This window comes from Dyella sp. Tek66A03 (assembly GCF_052567735.1).
On record NZ_CP199584.1, the window covers coordinates 214,822 to 233,097 of the forward strand.

Sequence of the window (18,276 nt, forward strand, 5' to 3'; positions counted from 1 at the left end):
GTGCGCGATAAACCACCCATCACTCACGCAACAACAACCGATACGCCGCATTCTCGCTCTCATCGCGAAACGGATAACCCAGGGCATCGAGAAAGGCCTGGAACAGCTCCCGTTCGCTGCGCGGCACCTGGATCCCGACCAGGATGCGGCCGTAGTCGGCGCCCTGGTTGCGGTAGTGGAACAAGCTGATATTCCAGTCCGGGTGCATATGGCCGAGGAAGCGCGTGAGTGCACCGGGCCGTTCAGGAAACTCAAAGCGATAGAGCAGTTCGTCGCTTGCCAGCGGCGTGCGGCCGCCGATCATATGGCGCAGATGCAGCTTGGCGAGCTCGTCGTCGGTGAGATCGAGCACGCCGAAGCCATGCTCATGAAACGCCTCGATCAGGGTCTCGCGCTCGTCGCGCCGAGTCGTTTGCACGCCGACGAAGATATGGGCTTCGGCGGCATTGCCGATGCGGTAATTGAATTCGGTGATGCTGCGTTGGCCCAGCGCTGCGCAGAAACGCCGAAAGCTGCCGCGTTCCTCGGGAATGGTGACGGCGAACACCGCTTCCCGCTGCTCACCCACTTCGGCACGTTCCGCCACGAAACGCAGCCGGTCGAAATTGAGGTTGGCGCCGGAAACTATAGCCACCATCGGGTCCGCCGAAGCACCGTGCGTGGTCACGTACTGCTTGAGACCCGCCAGTGCCAGCGCGCCGGCGGGTTCCGGCACGCTGCGCGTGTCCTGGAACACGTCGCGGATGGCCGCGCAGATGGCGTCGGTATCGACCCGCAGCATGGCATCGACATACTGGCGGCAAAGATTGAAGGTAAGGTTGCCCACGCGCTTCACCGCCGTACCGTCGGCGAACAAGCCGACCTCGGACAGGGTGATCGGCTCGCCCGCTTCGAGCGATCGCGCCATGGCGTCGGAATCGCAGGTTTGCACGCCGATCACTTTCACCTCGGGCCGCAGCGCCTTGATGTAGCCGGCAATACCGGCAAGCAGGCCACCACCGCCCACGGGCACAAAGACCGCGTGCAGCGGGCCCGGATGCTGGCGCAGAATCTCCATGCCAACGGTGGCTTGTCCGGCGATCACCGCCGGATCGTCGAATGGGTGCACGAAGGTGTAGCCGTGTTCGGCCTGCAACTGCGTGGCGGCGGCCTGGGCATCGCTATATGAATCGCCGGCCAGGACCACCTCGACCTGGGGGCCTCCGAGCCGGCGCACGGCATCCACTTTGACCTGCGGCGCCGTCACCGGCATCACGATCACCGCATGAATACCGAGCCTTGCGGCGGCAAGTGCCACGCCCTGTGCATGATTACCGGCAGATGCTGCGATCACCCCACGCGCACGCTCGGCCGCATCGAGGGTGGCCATGCGGTTGTAGGCACCGCGCAGCTTGAACGAGAACACCGGTTGCTGGTCCTCGCGCTTGAGCAGCACGCGCTGGCCGAGCCGGGTGGATAGCAGCTGCGCCGGCTGCAGCGCGGTTTCGCGCGCCACGTCGTAAACGCGTGCGCCTAGCGTCTGGCGCAACAGCTCGTGCTCGCCGAACGTGGTGGGCGCGACCTGTTCGGCGAGGACACTCATGGTGTCATCGTTACCGCGGGGTGACTTACTTCGATCACATCGACCAGCTTGCGCGTCTGCTTGATGATCTGCTCCACCGTTTCATCGGCGCCGTGCATAACCAGGGTCAGCAGAGACACAGCCGGGTCCTGCGTGGCCGCGACGGTCAGCGTGTCGATATTGCAGTGACGCGCGGCGAACAGGCCGGCCACGCGCATCAAGGCGCCGGATTCGTTTTGCAACAGGATGGATAGCGTGTGTTTCATGGCAGGACTCCAGAACCGCCGCGGATCCGTCTTTCCAGCGAACGCTGGAATCCAGTGCCTTTCCGGGACAAGGCAGTGGGTCCCAGCCAACGCCGGGACGACGATACTTAGAACATGTCCGACGTCGAATCCGCGGACGCCGCCGGCGCCACGCGCGACGGAATGAAGTCGCCCGTGATCATCTGCGCATACGTCGCCCCCGGCCCCACCATGGGATACACGCCGGCGTCGGGATCGATCATCACCTCGAGGAACGCCGGGCCATCGAAGGCGAGGAAGTCGGCGATGGTGTCCGCCAGTTCTTCGTTGCGCTCCAGCCGCTTCGCCCATTCGAAGCCATCGGCCTCGGCGGCCTTGACGAAGTCCTTCTTGTGCAGGCTCTTGTCGGAGGAGGCAAAGCGTCCGCGGAAGAACAGCTTCTGCCACTGGCGCACCATACCGTCGCCGATGTTGTTGAGCACGACCACCTTCACCGGTAAACCATACGTGGTGACGGTTTCCAGCTCGCCCAGGTTCATGCGGATGCTGGCGTCGCCGTCGATATCGATGACGATCGCGTCGCGTCGCGCGAATTGGGCGCCTATGGCCGCCGGCAGTCCGAAGCCCATCGTGCCCATCGAGCCTGAGGTGAGCCAATGGCGCGGTTCACGGAAATCGAAGTACTGCGCCGCCCACATCTGATGCTGACCCACGCCCGTGCTGATGATCGCGCGGCCCTGGGTGTGGCGATTGATCGCCTCGATCACCGCCTGCGGCTGGATCAGTTCGCTCTCGCGGTCGTAATTGAGCGCGTGGGTTTGCTTGAGTGCCGCGATATGCGTATGCCACTGGGCGTAGCGGCCGTCAGCGGCAAAGTGCAGCCCATGCCGGATGCCGTACTGCTGCAAGCGCGAAAGTGTGCGGTCCAGATCACCGTGATGGTGCCAGTGCACGGTTTTCACCTTGCCGATCTCGGCAGGATCGATATCGATCTGCGCGATAAAACGCGCGTTCGGCGCGAAGCGATCCGGCACGCTCGCAACGCGGTCATCGAAGCGTGCGCCCAGGGCCAGCAGAAAGTCGCAGTCGTCCACCGCGTAATTGGCGTAGGCCGTGCCGTGCATGCCAAGCATGTGCAACGCCAGGGGCTCGGTGGTATCGAATGCACCAATGCCCATCAAGGTCGTGGTCACCGGCAGGCCGAACTGGTGTACGAAGGAGCGCAAGGTCGCCGCCGATTCGCCCGCGATGATGCCGCCGCCGGCGTAGATCAGCGGGCGCTTCGCTTTCGCCAGCGCCGCGAAGAATGCTTCGCACTCGGCGTCATCGAGTCTTGCGTGTTCAATCGCATGCTGGCGGGCGCGATAGCCGGGAATCGGCAGGCAGCCATCCCCGGCGAAGGTCAGCGAGGTGTTTTGCACATCCTTGGGAATATCCACCACTACCGGGCCGGGGCGTCCGCTGCGCGCAATCTCGAAGGCGGTGCGCAGGGTGGCTTCGAGACGAGCCGGTTCGGTGAGCAGGAAGACATGCTTGGCGCACGCGCTCATGATGTTGCTGACGGGTGCTTCCTGGAAGGCATCGCTGCCCAGTGCAGCGGTCGGCACCTGGCCGCAGATCACCACCAGCGGCACCGAGTCGGCCATGGCATCACGCACCGGCGTGACCATATTGGTGGCGCCCGGACCAGAAGTGACGATAGCGACACCCACCTTGCCCGAGGCGCGTGCATAACCGGCGGCCATGAAACCCGCGCCCTGTTCATTGGCGGGCACGATCAAGGGCATCGGCTCGCCGCCGTTCGGCGACAGGTGCGTGGTGTTGTAACGGAACACCGCGTCGTACACCGGCAGGATCGCACCGCCCGAATAGCCGAACAGCACGTTGACGCCTTCGTCGGCAAGTACCTGCACCACCACCTCCGCGCCGCTCATGGTCTGGCCGGAGAGCGGGTGGGTGGAGTCCGATGCGGGAATCTCCTTTTGCAATGGCAGGTTCACGATGGTCGTGTTTCCTTGAATGTCGTCGCCCGAGCGGCGCTTGGATAGTCGAAAGGCTTACCGAAAAAAACTCCCTCCACTGGACATCCCGAACGATCAAATCCTTCGGGCGCAGGGAGGGTCGACGAGAGGTAACAACCTGCGGGAAAAGCACCCCCTCCTAAACTCCCGCTGCGCGACCTGAGTGGGCACGCAGCGGAGTTACACAACTATCAGCCCACCTTCTTCAGCGGTTCGGCAGCGGGCTTCGGTGCATTGGCCTGCAGCCACGGCATGCGCGCACGCAGCTGCGCGCCGACCTTCTCGATCGGGTGATCGAGATCGGCCTGCTTGAAGCGCTTGTAGTTCGGCAGGCCGGCCTGGTGTTCGGCGATCCAGTTGCGCGCGAAAGTGCCGTCCTGGATCTCGGTAAGCACGTCCTTCATGCGTGCCTTGGTACCGGCGTCGATCACGCGCGGACCGCTCACGTAGTCGCCGTACTGCGCGGTCTCGGAAACGAATTCCAGCATGCGCGCGATACCGCCTTCGTAGAACAGGTCCACGATCAGCTTCAGTTCGTGCAGCACCTCGTAATAGGCGATCTCCGGTTGGTAACCTGCTTCGACCAGGGTTTCGAAGCCGGCCTGCACCAGCGAGCTGGCGCCGCCGCACAGCACGGCCTGCTCGCCGAACAGATCGGTCTCGGTCTCTTCCTTGAAGTCGGTCTTGATCAACAGCGCGCGACCGCCGCCGATACCGTCGGCATAGGCCTTGGCCCTGGCTTCGGCGTGGCCGCTGACGTCCTGGTGGATCGCCCAGATGGAGGGCACGCCACGACCGATTTCATATTCGCGGCGCACCAGCGCGCCCGGGCCCTTCGGTGCGACCAGGATCACGTCGATGTCGTCACGCGGCTCGATCTGCTTGAAGTGCACGTTGAAGCCGTGCGCGAACAGCAGGGCGGCGCCCGGCTTGATGTTCGGCGCGATGGAGTCGCGATACAGCGCCGGCTGCACCATGTCCGGGGTGAGCACGGCGATCAGGTCGGCGTCCTTCACCGCATCGCCAGGCTCGGCCACGCTGAAGCCTTCGGCACGGGCCTTTTCCCACGAGGGGCCGTTCTTGCGCAGGCCAACCACGACATCGAGACCGGAGTCGCGCAGGTTGAGGGCATGGGCGCGGCCCTGGCTGCCATAGCCGAGTACGGCGATGCGGGCCTTGGCGAGTGCGTCGTTCGAGGTCTGGCTGGTCATGCGGTAACTCCTGCGGTCGAGTCTTCGTGGACTGTGTTGGAAGGATGGGGTGCAGAGGTGCTGCGTGAAGCGTCGAATTGAGTGACGGCACCGTCCGAAGCGGAGCCGACCAGGCGTGCGTACTTGGCCAACGCGCCGCGAGTAACTTTCGGTGCCGGCGGGTGCCAGCTGGCGCGACGCGTGACGAGATCGGCGTCGGTGCTGATTTCACGACTGTCGGCGTCGATGCGGATGCGGTCGCCGTTGCGCAGCAGCGCGATGGGGCCACCACGCACCGCCTCGGGCGAGATGTGGCCGACCATGTAGCCGTGCGTGGCCCCGGAGAAGCGGCCGTCAGTGATCAGCGCGACGTCGTCGCCAAGACCGCGACCGACGAGTGCCGCGGTGACGCCAAGCATCTCGCGCATGCCGGGACCACCGGCGGGACCTTCGTTGCGGATAACAATGATGTCGCCCTTTTCGATGGCGCCGCCCTGCACGGCCGCGAACGCCTCTTCCTCGCTTTCGAACACGCGTGCGCGGCCTTCGAAATGATTGGCGCCCTTGCCGGCGAGCTTGAGGATGCAGCCTTCCGGCGCGAGGTTGCCGTACAGGATCGAATAACCACCGCGCGGCTTTAGCGGCTGCGCCACCGCATGTACCACGTCCTGCTGCGCGGCACGCGGTGCGGCTGCGGCTTCTTCGAACAGGCTGCGGCCGGTGATGGTGGGGGCGTCGTCGAGCATGCCGGCGGCGATCAATTCCTGCGCCACGCGAGCGCTGCCGCCGGCGCCGAACAGTTCGACGGCGGTGTAGCGACCACCGGGCAGCAAATCCGCGATTACCGGCGTGTGCTTGGAGGCGGGCTCAAAATCCTCCAGCGTCCAGGGTGTACCCGCTTCGCGGGCAATCGCGAGCAAGTGCAGCACGGCATTGGTGGACCCTGCAGTAGCAGCGACCATGCGCGCCGCGTTGCGGAACGCCGTGGTGGTGAGCATGGCGCGTGGGGTGCGCGCTTCCTTCAGGCACTCCATCACCAGTTCGCCACAGCGACGAGCGGCCGCGGCTTTGGCTGGATGGGTGGCGGGAATATCGTTGAAGCCCATCGGCGATAGGCCCAAGGTGGACAGCACCATCGCCATGGTGTTGGCGGTGAATTGGCCACCACAGGCGCCCGCACCGGGGCAGGCATCGCGCTCGACCGAGGCGAGTTCCGCATCGTCGATCTTGCCGGCGCCATACGCGCCCACCGCTTCGAACACTTGCTGGATGGTGATCGGGTGGTTGTCGTGCGTGCCGTGCGCGATGGTGCCGCCGTACAGCGCCACGCTGGGGATATCCAGGCGTGCCATCGCCATCGCAGCGGCGGGGATGGTCTTGTCGCAGCCGCACAGCACCACCATGGCGTCCAGGCAATGACCGTCGACGGCCAGTTCGATCGAATCGGTGATCACTTCGCGACTGATCAGCGAGGCACGCATGCCCGGCGTGCCCATGGCGATGCCGTCTGTTACTGCAATGGTATTGAACTCGACCGGCGTACCGCCCGCTGCACGAATGCCGTCGGCCACATGTTCGGCCAGCTCGCGCAGGTTGAGATTGCACGGGCTGACGTTGGACCACGTGTGCACCACCGCCACCAATGGCTTGGCGATGGCGGCATCGTCCAGGCCGGTGGCGCGGAGCATGGCGCGGGCAGGTGCGCGATCGGGCCCGGTTTTGATGAGATCACTGCGCATGAGGTTTCCGGGTTGAAGAGAAGGGCAGCTGCATGGCTGCGTTGACGAAGGCGTAGTCGGATTTCATCCGCAGGCGCGCCCCCAACGCAGGAAGGCCGCCGCGTTGCAGGCCTGTTCGTCGAGCGCGGAGAGCACGGCTTCCAGCACCTCGGTAGTCGTCGCCTGGCCGCCGATATCGCGGGTATGCGGACCGTGCTCGAGCACCTCGGCCACGGCGGCTTCGACCGCGGCGGCTTCCTGTTCCAGCTCCAGCGAATGACGTAACAGCATGGCCGCGGACAGGATGGCGCCGATCGGATTGGCCACGCCCTGGCCGGCGATATCCGGCGCGGAACCATGGATCGGCTCGTACAGGCCGGCCTTGGCTTCGCCGATCGATGCGGACGGCAGCAGGCCCAGCGATCCGGCCAGCGCGGCGGCTTCATCGGTGAGGATGTCGCCGAACAGATTTTCGGTCACCACCACGTCGTAATGCGAAGGCTGGGTCAGCAGTAACATGGCCATCGAGTCGACCAGCTGGTGCTCCACTTTCACATCGGGGTATTCAGCCGCAATGCGTTGCACCGTGCTGCGCCACAGGCGCGACGTCTCCAGCACGTTGGCCTTGTCGACCGAGGTGACATGCTTGCGACGACCGCGTGCCAGATTGAACGCGCGGCGCACCACGCGCTCGATCTCGACCACGGTGTACTTGCACTCGTCGATGGCGGTGTCGTCGGTGCGTGTCTTGGCACCGAAGTAGGCGCCACCGGTGAGTTCGCGCACGAACAGCACGTCGACGTTCTTCAGCTTTTCATTCTTCAGCGGCGACAGTGCGGCCAGCTTGGGATGCACCTGCAAGGGGCGCAGGTTCGCGTAAACACCCAGGGCGGCGCGCAGCGCGAGCAAGCCTTGTTCCGGACGCACCGGCGCGTTCGGATCCGACCACTGTGGGCCACCCACGGCGCCGAGCAATACCGCATCGGCCGCCTTGCAGGCGTCCAGCGACGCGGCTGGCAAGGGCTCGCCGGTGGTGTCGATGGCGCAGCCACCGATCAGGTGCTCATCGAAATGAAAACTGTGATCGAAGTGGGCGGCCACCGCGTCGAGCACGGTCACGGCCGCTGCGGTGACTTCAGGGCCGACGCCGTCGCCGGGCAGGATGACGATCTGCGCTCTCATGCGGCTTTCTCCGTGCGTTGTTCATAGGTGGTGATGACGTCGCTGTGCTGCTGCAGGTAGCCGAGCTGGTCGACGCCGTTGAGGATGCAATGGCGCGCGAACGGCTCCATCTGGAAGTGGATGCGTCCGCCGTCGGGCAGGGCGATGTACTGCTCGCGCACGTCGATGCTCAGCTCGACACCCGGATGCTCGAGCAGCCAGTGGTGTTCGGCCTCGTCCAGCACGATGGCAAGCAGGCCATTCTTCAGCGCGTTGTTGCGGAAGATGTCCGCGATCTCGCTGCACAACACGGCGTGGATACCGTAATCGAGCAATGCCCATGGCGCATGTTCACGCGAGGAGCCGCAACCAAAATTGCGTCCCGCGACCAGGATCGAACAACCCGTGGCTTGCGGCTGGTTCAGCGGAAACGCCGGGTTGTCGCTGCCGTCAGCCTGGTAACGCCAGTCGTTGAAGCACAGCTTGCCGAGGCCAGAGCGCTCGGTGGTGGTAAGGAAGCGCGCCGGGATGATGCGGTCGGTATCGATGTTCTCGTCCGGCAGCACCGCAGTGCGGGAGTGGAGGCGGGTGATGGGGCGCATTAAAAAACCTCCGAAGGACAACGTACCTTCTCCCCTCCGGGGAGAAGGTGCCCCGTAGGGGCGGATGAGGGGCGGGTGCTCGCGCTGGCGTACATCGAAGCCCGCTCTGAAGTTGGACCAAGGCAAGAGTGACCCCTCACCCCAACCCTCTCCCCGAAGGGGAGAGGGAGCGAAAAGCAGACGCCGCTCATGCCGCCGCCTCCGTCAAATACTCACGCGGATCAGCGATCCGCCCCGCCAGCGCCGACGCCGCCGCCGTCGCAGGACTGGCCAGCACAGTACGTGCGCCCTTGCCCTGGCGACCTTCAAAATTCCGATTCGATGTGCTCACCACCAGCTGCCCCGGCTGCGCCAAATCGCCGTTCATCGCGATGCACATCGAGCAACCCGGCACGCGCCACTCGGCGCCGGCCTCGGTAAAGACGTGATGCAGGCCTTCGCGCTCCGCATCGCGGCGAACCGCTTCGGAGCCCGGCACCACCAGCATGCGCACGCCTTCGGCGACGTGACGGCCGCGCAACACCCGGGCGGCCTCACGCAGATCGGATAGGCGCGAGTTGGTACAGCTGCCGACGAAAACCACGTCGACCGGCGTGCCCTGCATCGGCTTACCCGCTTCGCTGCGCATATAGTCCAGCGCGCGTTTTTCCTGGGCGTTGCGTGCGGCGGGTACCGGCTTGTCCATGGCAATCGCCATGCCCGGATGGGTGCCGTAGGTGACGGTGGGGCGCACCTTGCTGGCATCGATACGCACTTCGCGGTCGTAGCTGGCGCCGTCGTCGCTGCGCAGCGCGCGCCAACGCGTCACCGCGGCTTCCCATGCATCGCCCTGCGGCACACGGGGTCGGCCCTTGAGCCAGTTGAATGTGGTGTCGTCCGGCGCGATAAGACCTGCGCGTGCGCCGGCCTCGATCGACATATTGCATACGGTCATGCGCTCATCCATCGACATCGCTTCGATGGCATCGCCGCGGTATTCCAGGACGTAGCCGGTACCACCGTCCACGCCGATCTCGCCGATGATGTGCAGAATCAGATCCTTCGCACCCACGCCCGCCGGCAGCTGACCATCCACGTGGATCGCGAAGGTCTTCGCCTTGCGTTGCAGCAGGCACTGCGTGGCCATCACATGACCGACTTCGGTGGTGCCGATGCCGAAGGCCAGTGCTCCGAACGCGCCATGGGTCGAGGTATGGCTGTCGCCGCAAACGATGGTCATGCCCGGCTGGGTCGCGCCGAGCTCCGGACCGAACACATGCACGATGCCGCGATCGTCGCTGTCCCAGCCATGCAATTCGACGCCGAACTCGCGGCAGTTGGTTTCCAGCTGCGATACCTGGGCCTTCGCCTCGGCATTCGCGTAGGGACGCTCGCCATCGGCGCCCGCAGGTAGCGTCGGCGTGGAGTGATCCAGCGTGGCCAGCATGCGATCCGGGCGACGCAGCTTCAGGCCGCGCTCGCGCAGTTCGCTGAAGGCTTGCGGCGAGGTGACTTCGTGCACCAGGTGCAGGTCGATATACAGGATGGCCGGCGTATCGGTGCTTTCAGGCGCGACGACATGCGCGTCCCACACTTTTTCAAACAGGGTCTTGGCCATTACGCGGCCTCCTGCGCGGTTTCCAGCTGCACCGGCGTTAGCCAGCCCCACTGGTCCGGGGTCGTGCCATCGAATAGACCGAAGAAGGCCTTTTGCAGAGCGCGCGTGATTGGACCGGGACGGCCCGCGCCGACCTGTTTGCGATCGACCGAGCGCACCGGCGTGATCTCGGCCGCGGTGCCAGTCATGAAGATCTCATCGGCGGTGTACAGCGCCTCGCGCGGCAGGTCGCGTTCTTCAACCGTGATGCCCAACTCGCCGGCCAAGGTGATTACCGACTCACGCGTGATGCCAGCCAGGATGCCGGCGCTGGTCGGCGGCGTCAGCAGCTTGCCGTTCTTGACCAGGAACAGGTTCTCGCCCGCGCCTTCGCTGAGCAGGCCGTTATGGCCCAGCGCGATGCCTTCGGCATAACCGCCGCGACGCGCTTCGAGCGCGATCAGCTGACTGTTGAGGTAATTGCCACCGGCCTTGGCCCAGCTCGGCAAGGTATTCGGCGCCGGGCGATGCCACGACGACACGCATACGTCGGCGCCGTGCTCGATCGCGTCGCCCAGGTAAGCGCCCCATTCCAGCGCCATGATCGCCACGTCGATCGGCGCATCCGTCTTGGGCAGCACGCCAAGGCCGCCGGCGCCACGAAATACGATCGGTCGCACATAGGCCGACTTCATGCGATTGGCACGGATCAGCTCGTGGCAGGCGGTGTTGATCTCGTCTTCGCTGTAGCCGATCTCGATCTCGTATACGCGCGCTGATTCGAACAGGCGGCGCGTGTGATCGGCGAGGCGGAAATAGGCGGGGCCCTGCGGCGTGGCGTACACGCGCTCGCCCTCGAACACCGAGGAGCCGTAATGCAGCGCGTGGGTGCTGACGTGGACCGTGGCTTCGGTCCAGGGTTTGATCTGGCCGTTGTGCCAGAGGAATGGCGTGGTCATGCGGTGGTCTCCTGTTGCGCGCGTCCATTCGCGCGAGGTTCAAAATGCGGCCTTCCCTGGTCGCTCTCTTCAATGGAAGCATCGCTGCGCGAGGCACTCTGTCGCTCGATGCGGTTGACGATGGCGAGCGCGGCGTGCGCGGTCGCTTCGATGATGTCGGTGCTGACGCCGTTGCCGCGCCAGTCGCGCTCGGCGTGACGTGCGGTGAGCTGGGCCTGACCTTGCGCGTCGCCGCCTTCGCTGACCGCACGCACCTGGAACTGGGTGACGTCGAGGGCGGTGCCGGTGGCGCGTTCGATCGCACGCAGCACGGCATCCACCGGGCCGTCGCCGATCGCCGCTTCGCCTACTTCGTGACCGTTGTCGTGGGTCAGCCGTACCGAGGCCGAGGCGCTGCCCCCCATATGCGAGTTGGTATTGAGCTGGGTGATGCGCCAGGGGCCGGTGGCTTCCGGATCGTGGCCTAGCGCGATCGCTTCCAAGTCCTCGTCATGCACTTCGCGCTTCTTGTCGGCCAGCGTCTTGAAGCGGGCGAAGATGATGTCCATCTCGGTTTCGTCGGGCGTATGACCCAGCACCTGCAAACGCTGGCGCAAGGCGTGGCGACCGGAATGCTTGCCCAGCACCAGGCGCGTCTCGCCCATGCCCACGTCCTGCGCATGCATGATCTCGTAGGTGCCGCGGTGCTTGAGCATGCCGTGCTGATGAATGCCCGACTCGTGCGCAAACGCGTTCTCGCCCACCACCGCCTTGTTGCGCGGCACTGCCTGGCCGGTGAGCTGGGTCAGCAGGCGCGAGGTGGGATAAAGCTTGCGCGTGTCGATGCCGGTATCGACGCCGAAGTGCGGCCGCCGCACGCGCAGCGCCATCACCACTTCTTCCAGCGAGGCATTGCCGGCGCGTTCACCGATGCCGTTGATGGTGCACTCAACCTGGCGCGCGCCGGCGCTGACAGCGGCCAGACTATTGGCGACCGCCATGCCGAGGTCGTCATGGCAATGGCTGGAGAAGATCACGTGTTCGGCGCGATGCACATGCTTGATCAGATAGGCGAAGCGCTCAGCGATCTCCGACGGCGTCATGTAACCCACCGTATCGGGCGCGTTGAGCGTGGTGGCGCCCGCGGCGGCGGCGGCGCTGAACACCTCGATCAGGTATTCCGGCTCGGTGCGCATGGCGTCTTCAGCCGAGAATTCCACTTCGTGGCAGAGCCCCTTGGCCCGCTCGATGGATGCGCAGGCGGTGTCGATCACCTGCTGCTTGCTCATGCCCAGCTTGTGCTCCCGATGCAGCGGGCTGGTCGACAGGAACAGATGGATGCGCGAGTGGCGAGCGCCTTCAAGTGCACGGGCGGTACTGTCGATATCGCCGGTCTGGCAGCGGGCCAGCCCACAGATCGTCGGGCCGCGCAGGGCACGGGCGATTTCTGCCACGGCGTTGAAATCATCGGGCGAGGCGTGCGGAAAGCCTGCTTCGATGATGTCGATGCCCAACGCCTCAAGCGCATGTGCCATGCGTAGTTTCGCGCGGCGATCCATAGAAAAGCCGGGCGCCTGCTCGCCATCGCGCAAGGTGGTGTCGAAGATCCGCACGCGTTCGGCGGCTACATCTGTCACGTCGCTGTTCTCGTTCGTCGGGTTGTGCTGGGTCATCACTTAGCTCCGCTAGGCGCGTCGCTGGGGGCAATAAAAAACCCCGCATCCGTTACCGGGTGCGGGGTTCTTTGGTCGTATTCAGGTTCTTTCTAGTTACCTGGACACACGCCCTCAGCCCGCACCTCCGTTGGTAATAAGGAGTACGAGTACAAGGGCAAGAAGGAGGTTGTTGCGAAGTCGCAGCAGGCCCGCGACCGTCGGGAGACGGATCGGTTCGGCTATGCGGTCATGGTTGTTGCGTTGCGACATGTAGCTGAACGTAAAGGGCGTCCATACGGGTTGTCAACAGTTTCTTTTGTAATTTTTAATATCACGCGTTGCCGATCACATTCGGACGTCCAGATGGCCAGACGCCACGAAGTTATTTTAGGCGCACCAAAGATCAGTCGCTCGCGAGTGTCTTCAGATAGTTCGCCAGGGCGCGGCGCAGCTGGGCTTGCGCGGCATTGCGAAGACTCGCTGGCTGCTCGTTTTGCAGGGCCACCGCAGCCTTCATCAACTGCTGCACCACCATGGCCGCGGGCCGCAGTTCGCCGGCCGCAAGACCAGGGGCTTGAATAGCCAGGATCTGACAGAGATAGTCGCGCATGCGCTGACGTATGGTGCGGGACAGCGAAGGAGGCAGCGATCCCGCCGCCTCGGTCAACGCCACGAACGAGGGATGCCGGCGGCGATAGTCGGCAAAAGTGCGGATTAATCGCGCCGCAAGTTCATCCGTATCCCAGCCGGTCGTTTGCGCCACCAGGCGCTCCATGCGCGCGTTGAGCGCCTCGCCGTGTTCGGCCATCAGTGCTTCGGCCAGCAGCTCCTTGGTCGGAAAGAATTGATACAGCGAGCCGATGGAAGCGCCCGCACGGGCGGCGATTTCGGTCATGGTGGAGGCATCGAAGCCCTTCTCCGCGAAGCAGCCAGAGGCCGCCGCAAGCAGCGCCGCAACGCGCTCGTGGCCGCGCCGGCGTTGTGGCGAGCGTCCGGCTGGACTTGAATTATGTGAGGCCATCCTCATAAACTCCTAAGTGAGGCTATCCTCACATAATTGATCTTACCGGGTCGGCGACAGGGCGTGAAATCCTCCTGGCGGAACGGCGCGGCGATAACGCATTTACTTTCACCTTGGCGTCCGGGGCAAGCTCTAAGCTGCCATTCGACGCCAGACCACGTGGAGCCAAGACCATGGACAAGCTAGACCCGAAAACCACAGCCCTGGTGCTGATTGATCTGCAAAAAGGCATCGCCCCGTACGCCGCCGGCCCGCATACCTCGCAGGAGGTATTCGAACGCGGAGGCCGCCTGGCAGCCCGTTTCCGCGAACTGAAGGCCCCGGTGGCGCTGGTGCGCGTGGGCTGGTCCGCGGATGGCGGCGACGCTCCCCGCCAGCCTGTAGACGCTGCTCCGGCGGGTAAGGGCCCGCTGCCGGCCGACTGGTGGGATTTCGCCGAGCAGCTGGAAGTCGCCGATAGCGACATCCTCATCACCAAGCGTCAATGGGGTGCGTTCTACGGCACCGAGCTGGACCTGCAGCTGCGTCGCCGCGGCATCAAGCGGATCGTGTTGGCCGGCATCGCCACCAATATCGGCGTGGAATCCACCGCCCGCTTTGGCTGGGAACTGGGTTACGAGCTGGTTCTGGTTGAGGATGCGATGAGCTCGACCAGCGCAGAGCATCACCGCTTTGCGGTGGAGAATATTTTCCCGCGCTTGGGCTTGGTCAGGTCGACGGCGGATGTGTTGGGGGCGCTAGGCTGATCCCCTGGATTTGGCCGCCGTCCCGGCGGCCGCATCTGCTCCTTCTCCCCAAGGAGCAGAAGGAGCAGATGCCGAGAAGGGGAGCACCCTGCACAGCGCGTGCGCATCGCCAGGACGTCAAATAACGGATCAAGCCGTAACCCGTCCTCTCAACCACCCCTTCAACAGCTCATCCTCCGCCACCAACGGCTCCGCCGTCGCCCGCGGCTCCAGCATGGCCGCCAGCGCTGGTGGTACCTCCAGCGGGAAGCCGAGCAGCGGCTCCAGCACCGACTCGAACTTGGCAGGATGGGCCGTTGCTACCACCGCCCACGGGGCATGATCGTCCGGCAGGCCATCGAGCACATGCATGGCCGTAGCGGTGTGCGGACAGAACAGCTCGTCGTGGTTCTTTGCGTGGCGGACGATGGTTTCCACAATGCGCTCGTCGCCCACGCTGCTGGCGTGCAGCTCGGCGCGCAGGTCGGCATCGTGAGGGAAGGTCCAGCGCAGGCGTTCAAAATTGCTTGGCGCGCCCACGTCCATCGCGTTCGCCAGGGTGGGGATGGCGGGGCGAGGGGAGTACGGGTCGCCTTCGAAGTAATCGCAGAGCGTCATGTTGGCATTGCAGGCGAGGTGGATCTCACCGATCGGCAAGCCCATTTCGCGCACCCATACGCAGGCCAGGGCATTGCCCAGGTTGCCGGTGGGCACGATAAAGCTCAGTGGCGTGCGGTGGTGATGCCACCAGCCCAGTGCGCTGTGCGCGTAATAGCTCATCTGCGGCAGCAGCCGGCCCAGGCTGATGCTATTGGCGGAGGACAGCGGCACCTGCGCTTGCAGGACTTCATCGTTGAGCGCCGACTTCACCATGCGCTGGCAGTCGTCGAAACTGCCGGCTACGCGCAGCGCATGCACGTTGTCGCCAAAGCAGCCCAGCTGATGAGCCTGGCGCGGTGACACGCGTCCGTCGGGGTAAAGAATCACCACGCGCACGCCGGGTTGGCGATGGAAGGCGGCGGCGACGGCTGCACCGGTGTCCCCGGAAGTCGCCACGAGAATGGTCAGCGGCGTCGAACCCGCCGGACGCAGGCGGCGAAAACACGCCGCCAGGAAGCGCGCGCCCACATCTTTGAAGGCCGCGCTGGGGCCATGGAAGAGTTCCAGCATCATGGCGCCCCGGCGGTGCCGCAATGGACGCAGTGGTACCTCGAAATTGAGTGCTTCGCGGCAAATCTCAGGCAGCGCATCGGACAGCACATTGCCGGCGAAAAATGGGCGGAGCAGGGTGACCGCGGTGTCGGCCAGTGATCCGTGCGCGTCGAAGTCCGCGGGATCGAGGCGGGGCAGCGCTTCGGGTACATACAGGCCGCCATCGGGCGCCAGCCCGGCGGCGATGACGTCGTCGATACGGGCGGCGTGACGGCCGCCGCGCGTGCTTCGGTAAAGCAACGGCTCACTCATGCCGCATGCTCCTCAATAAGATCCGCTGCCGGCCCGTTGATGGGTGAGACGAACGGGTCGCTGGCGAGACCGGCTTCGGCAAACGCGGCCACCATCGCCGATGCGGCGCGTTCGGCGTCTTCGCGGCGCTCATACCAGCCGAATACGCTGGGGCCGCCGCCAGAGATGCTGGCGCCGAGCGCGTGATGATCCAGGGCCGCCTGCTTTACTTGAGCGAATGCCGGCACGAGGGGCGCGCGGCGCGGTTCCACCAGCACGTCCTTGAGTCCTTCGCGAACCAGGGCGGCATCACCGCGATGGCAGCCGACGAGCACCAGGGCGAGATTTCCCTGCTGGGCCACCACGTCGTGCAGCGCGAAGCCGTCGGCCAGGACGGCCCGCGACTCACGCGTCTCCAGCACCACATGCGGGTGCACCAGCGCGCAATGCCAGGCGTCAGGTACCGGCAGGCGCAGCAGGCGCTCGCGCGTGGCCAGCACCAGGCCGCCCAGCAACATGGGGCCGAGGTTGTCACCATGGCGACTGCCGCTGGCTACGGTCTCGCCATCGAGCGCAAAGCCATACAGCGATTCGCGCGGCAGCGGCCGTTCGAGCAGCGCGTTGGCAGCGACCAGGGCGGCCACGCACGACGCGGCCGAGCCGCCCATGCCGGAACCGAGCGCGATGCCCTTGTACAGTTCCAGCTCAAAGCCATGGCGCAGCCCCAATGCCTTGCGCAACGAAAGCAGAGCCGCGCCAGCGGTGTTGCGGCTCGCGTCCAGTGGCAGCCCGGTGACGCAACCATGGATGGCGCTGATGCGCACGGTCGGCTCGTCGATGCGTCGCACCACCGCGCGATCGCCGGTGCCCGCCACGCTGTGTCCCAGGATGTCAAAGCCCACCGCCACGTTGCCCACGCTGGCATACGCCATCGCCTGCGCACTCAGTGCGCGTTGCGGGGCTGGCACGGGGTCGACCAGCTGCGCATTCATGCCCGCACCTCCAGCGATTCGGCGATGCGCAGCAGGTCGGCGAATACGCCGGCGGCGGTGACCTCGGGCCCGGCGCCGGGGCCTTGCACCAGCATCGGGTTGTCGCGATAGCGGTGGGTGGTGAACTGCACGATGTTGTCGGTCAGTCGCGTATGCGCAAAGGAGTGCCCCGCCGGCAACACGGCGAGTCGCACGCCGGCGTGTCCATGCGCGTCGAGGCTGGCGACGTGGCGCAATACGCCGTGTTGCGCCCTGGCCTTGGCGAGCTGCGTGGCCATGGGCGCGTCGAGCAGCTCCAGCTGTTCCATCACGGCATCGGTCGACAGCAACGCGAGTTCAGGGGGTACCAGGCTTTCCACATCCACATCCTCCAACGAGAGCGACCAGCCCGCCTCGCGCGCCAGGATCACCAGTTTGCGCGCCACATCCAGGCCAGACAAATCGTCGCGCGGATCAGGCTCGGTATAACCCAGCGCATGCGCTTCGCGTACCAGGGCGGAGAACGGGCGACTAGCGTCGTAACGATGACAAAGCCAGGCGAGGGTGCCGGAGAACATGCCTTCGACGGCGAGCAATTGGTCGCCCGTGTCGAGCAGGTCGCGCAGCGTCTGCACCACGGGCAGGCCGGCACACACCGTCGCTTCGTAGCGGAAGCGCGCGCCGACACCGCAGGCTGAGCGGATCGCCTGCAGCCGCCGCATCGGGCCGCTGCCCGCCAGTTTGTTCGGCGTCACCACATGCAGGCCGGCGGCCAGCCAGTCCGCATAGCGCGAGGCCACCGCATCGCTGGCGCTGCAATCGATCAGCAGTGCATGGCGGCCGTCGACGCCGCGTACGTGGGCGGCGAATTCGTCGAGATCGCTGGGGCGCCAGGTTTGCGCACTATCGTGGCGGCTATTGAGTTCCGGGTCGTCCGCATCCAGCCACATGCGGCGGCTGGCAGCGACGCCGCACAGTTTCAGTTCCAAACCGGCCCGCGCCAGGCGAGGCTGCGCGGTTCGCAGCTGCTCAAGCAGGGCGCTGCCGACACGGCCGGGTCCGATCAGGCCCACGGCGAGCACGCGTTGGCGTGCGGTGATCGTCGGCAGCGCCATGGCATGTGGCGGTAGCGACGGTTGTTCGGCAGATGGCGATGCAGCAAGGTTCACGGTGGCCTCCAGGTTGGGGCCCGTGCTCGCTGGCGGTCTCGGTGGTGGTCGCCGGCCCGCCTCATCGAGGGCGGGGCCGTTGCGTTGCGTACTTACTCGCGCACGGACTCCCACCCCGACCCGGTGGTAATAGTGGTCGTGGTGGTGGTGGCGAGGGTCATGGTGTCGGCGCAACCCAGCGTCTGACCGGCGGGAGCCGGGCAGGAACTAATGCGTGCTGGTGCGGATGACGGCGACATGAGCTTGACCATAGGTCGATTGCTGCATTGCAGTCAACAGG

15 protein-coding genes are annotated in these 18,276 nt (G+C 65.3%); 1 reads left to right on the forward strand and 14 read right to left on the reverse strand.

Features of this window, described 5'->3' with window-relative positions; translation table 11 throughout:
- Positions 1-19 precede the first annotated feature (19 nt).
- The 11 genes from ilvA to ACT01B_RS01025 all read right to left on the reverse strand — a co-directional run bounded on the left by ilvA (position 20) and on the right by ACT01B_RS01025 (position 13,688).
- Positions 20-1,582 carry a threonine ammonia-lyase, biosynthetic gene (ilvA, locus tag ACT01B_RS00975; RefSeq protein WP_445145539.1) on the reverse strand — a complete coding sequence of 521 codons (1,563 nt, stop codon included), beginning with the start codon at positions 1,580-1,582 and terminating at the stop codon, positions 20-22.
- A complete protein-coding gene (gene ilvN, locus ACT01B_RS00980) occupies positions 1,579-1,827 on the reverse strand; it encodes an acetolactate synthase small subunit (RefSeq protein ID WP_445145540.1) in 249 nt (82 codons plus the stop codon). Before ilvN ends, ilvA begins: the two co-directional genes overlap by 4 nt.
- Positions 1,828-1,934: 107 nt before the next feature.
- A complete protein-coding gene (gene ilvB / locus ACT01B_RS00985; protein ID WP_445147393.1) occupies positions 1,935-3,740 on the reverse strand; it encodes a biosynthetic-type acetolactate synthase large subunit in 1,806 nt (601 codons plus the stop codon).
- Between the two features lie 278 nt (positions 3,741-4,018).
- Positions 4,019-5,038 (reverse strand): ketol-acid reductoisomerase, encoded by a 1,020-nt coding sequence (gene ilvC, locus ACT01B_RS00990; RefSeq protein ID WP_445145541.1) that lies wholly within the window; start codon positions 5,036-5,038, stop codon positions 4,019-4,021.
- Positions 5,035-6,756 (reverse strand): dihydroxy-acid dehydratase, encoded by a 1,722-nt coding sequence (ilvD, locus tag ACT01B_RS00995; protein WP_445145542.1) that lies wholly within the window; start codon positions 6,754-6,756, stop codon positions 5,035-5,037. Before ilvD ends, ilvC begins: the two co-directional genes overlap by 4 nt.
- Positions 6,757-6,819: 63 nt before the next feature.
- Positions 6,820-7,917 (reverse strand): 3-isopropylmalate dehydrogenase, encoded by a 1,098-nt coding sequence (gene leuB, locus ACT01B_RS01000; protein WP_445145543.1) that lies wholly within the window; start codon positions 7,915-7,917, stop codon positions 6,820-6,822.
- Positions 7,914-8,498, reverse strand: a complete 585-nt coding sequence (leuD, locus tag ACT01B_RS01005; protein ID WP_445145544.1) for a 3-isopropylmalate dehydratase small subunit — start codon at positions 8,496-8,498, stop codon at positions 7,914-7,916. Before leuD ends, leuB begins: the two co-directional genes overlap by 4 nt.
- A gap of 187 nt (positions 8,499-8,685) precedes the next feature.
- Positions 8,686-10,095 carry a 3-isopropylmalate dehydratase large subunit gene (gene leuC / locus ACT01B_RS01010; protein ID WP_445145545.1) on the reverse strand — a complete coding sequence of 470 codons (1,410 nt, stop codon included), beginning with the start codon at positions 10,093-10,095 and terminating at the stop codon, positions 8,686-8,688.
- On the reverse strand, positions 10,095-11,033 hold the full coding sequence (locus tag ACT01B_RS01015) for a branched-chain amino acid transaminase (protein WP_445145546.1): 939 nt from the start codon (positions 11,031-11,033) through the stop codon (positions 10,095-10,097). Before ACT01B_RS01015 ends, leuC begins: the two co-directional genes overlap by 1 nt.
- Positions 11,030-12,685 carry a 2-isopropylmalate synthase gene (locus ACT01B_RS01020; protein WP_445145547.1) on the reverse strand — a complete coding sequence of 552 codons (1,656 nt, stop codon included), beginning with the start codon at positions 12,683-12,685 and terminating at the stop codon, positions 11,030-11,032. Before ACT01B_RS01020 ends, ACT01B_RS01015 begins: the two co-directional genes overlap by 4 nt.
- 385 nt (positions 12,686-13,070) lie before the next feature.
- Positions 13,071-13,688 carry a TetR/AcrR family transcriptional regulator gene (locus ACT01B_RS01025; RefSeq protein ID WP_445145548.1) on the reverse strand — a complete coding sequence of 206 codons (618 nt, stop codon included), beginning with the start codon at positions 13,686-13,688 and terminating at the stop codon, positions 13,071-13,073.
- A 173-nt stretch (positions 13,689-13,861) separates the two neighbouring features.
- Between ACT01B_RS01025 and ACT01B_RS01030 the strand changes: the two genes are divergently transcribed.
- The gene (locus tag ACT01B_RS01030; protein ID WP_445145549.1) at positions 13,862-14,434 is read left to right on the forward strand and encodes a hydrolase; all 573 of its coding nucleotides are present in this window, start codon (positions 13,862-13,864) and stop codon (positions 14,432-14,434) included.
- A 129-nt stretch (positions 14,435-14,563) separates the two neighbouring features.
- On the opposite strand, the gene thrC is transcribed toward ACT01B_RS01030, so the two are convergent.
- From thrC to ACT01B_RS01045, 3 genes are read right to left on the reverse strand one after another with little or no spacing between them, the layout of a single operon-like run.
- Positions 14,564-15,877, reverse strand: a complete 1,314-nt coding sequence (thrC, locus tag ACT01B_RS01035) for a threonine synthase (protein WP_445145550.1) — start codon at positions 15,875-15,877, stop codon at positions 14,564-14,566.
- On the reverse strand, positions 15,874-16,848 hold the full coding sequence (locus ACT01B_RS01040; protein WP_445145551.1) for a homoserine kinase: 975 nt from the start codon (positions 16,846-16,848) through the stop codon (positions 15,874-15,876). The genes thrC and ACT01B_RS01040 overlap by 4 nt, the downstream gene beginning before the upstream one ends.
- Complete coding sequence (locus ACT01B_RS01045) at positions 16,845-17,942, reverse strand: homoserine dehydrogenase (protein WP_445147394.1); 1,098 nt, start codon at positions 17,940-17,942, stop codon at positions 16,845-16,847. The genes ACT01B_RS01040 and ACT01B_RS01045 overlap by 4 nt, the downstream gene beginning before the upstream one ends.
- Positions 17,943-18,276 lie beyond the last annotated feature (334 nt).